At 41.1% G+C, this 801-nt stretch carries 1 pseudogene; it reads left to right on the top strand.

Annotated elements, in window-relative coordinates:
* Positions 1-228: pseudogene (locus A3751_RS23395) on the top strand (sulfoxide reductase heme-binding subunit YedZ); the annotation flags it as partial.
* Positions 229-801: the final 573 nt, after the last annotated feature.

Genomic DNA, 801 nt, shown 5'->3' with positions numbered 1-801 from the left:
GCGCTCGCACTTACCTCTTTTAAGTTTGTAATCAGGAAAATGGGTAAGAGTTGGAAGAGATTGCATCGTCTTATCTATCTTTCGGCATTCGCCGCGTTGGTCCATGTATATTGGCAGGCTAGATCTGATTATCTCGAAGCAATTTTATTTGCGTTTCCGCTCATCATCCTTTTGCTTCTCAGGCTGCCGGTCTATCTGGAAAAGCGGGCTAGACTGGCTGTCAAATAACCATCTTGATCGTCTTTTGAGCGCTTTACGTTTTGATACATAAAAAGCCGGTTTTTTCTCGATAAAAGTGTTGCGCTTGTCGACGAGATATTTATAATGCGCGCTCGCTTTGAGAGACAGCCCGCAAGGGTTGAACGAAAAGCGAAGACGAGCCGGGTTAGCGGAGATATAGGCTATATAAGTACCTGGTTTTGTTGATGACTTTTCGCTGATTTGTTGGCTTCAAAAAATAAATCAGAAACTTAAAAAAAGTCGTTGACAACAATGTGAGGCTCTGTAGAATACGCGCCTCGCTTGAGGGAACGAAGCAGTTCATCAAGCACCGATCTTTAAAAATTAACCAAGCAATTCGTGTGGGCGCTGACTGAGATGATGTCACGTTAAAGCTTTGAAGTTCTTAGGAATTTCTAGCTATTAAGAGATTATCAAGTCAACGTTCTGTGAATTCATTTATTGTAAACAGTAATTGTTTTATACAGTAGTTTTACTTGAGCAAAATTTAGATTCCTTTTGGAATCACTTGAGAGATTAAACTGAAGAGTTTGATCATGGCTCAGATTGAACGCTGGCGGC

The sequence above is a fragment of the Oleiphilus sp. HI0080 genome, from assembly GCF_001635135.1.
Note: the sequence above shows the minus strand (reverse complement) of the source record. Positions and strands in the feature narration are given on the sequence as shown.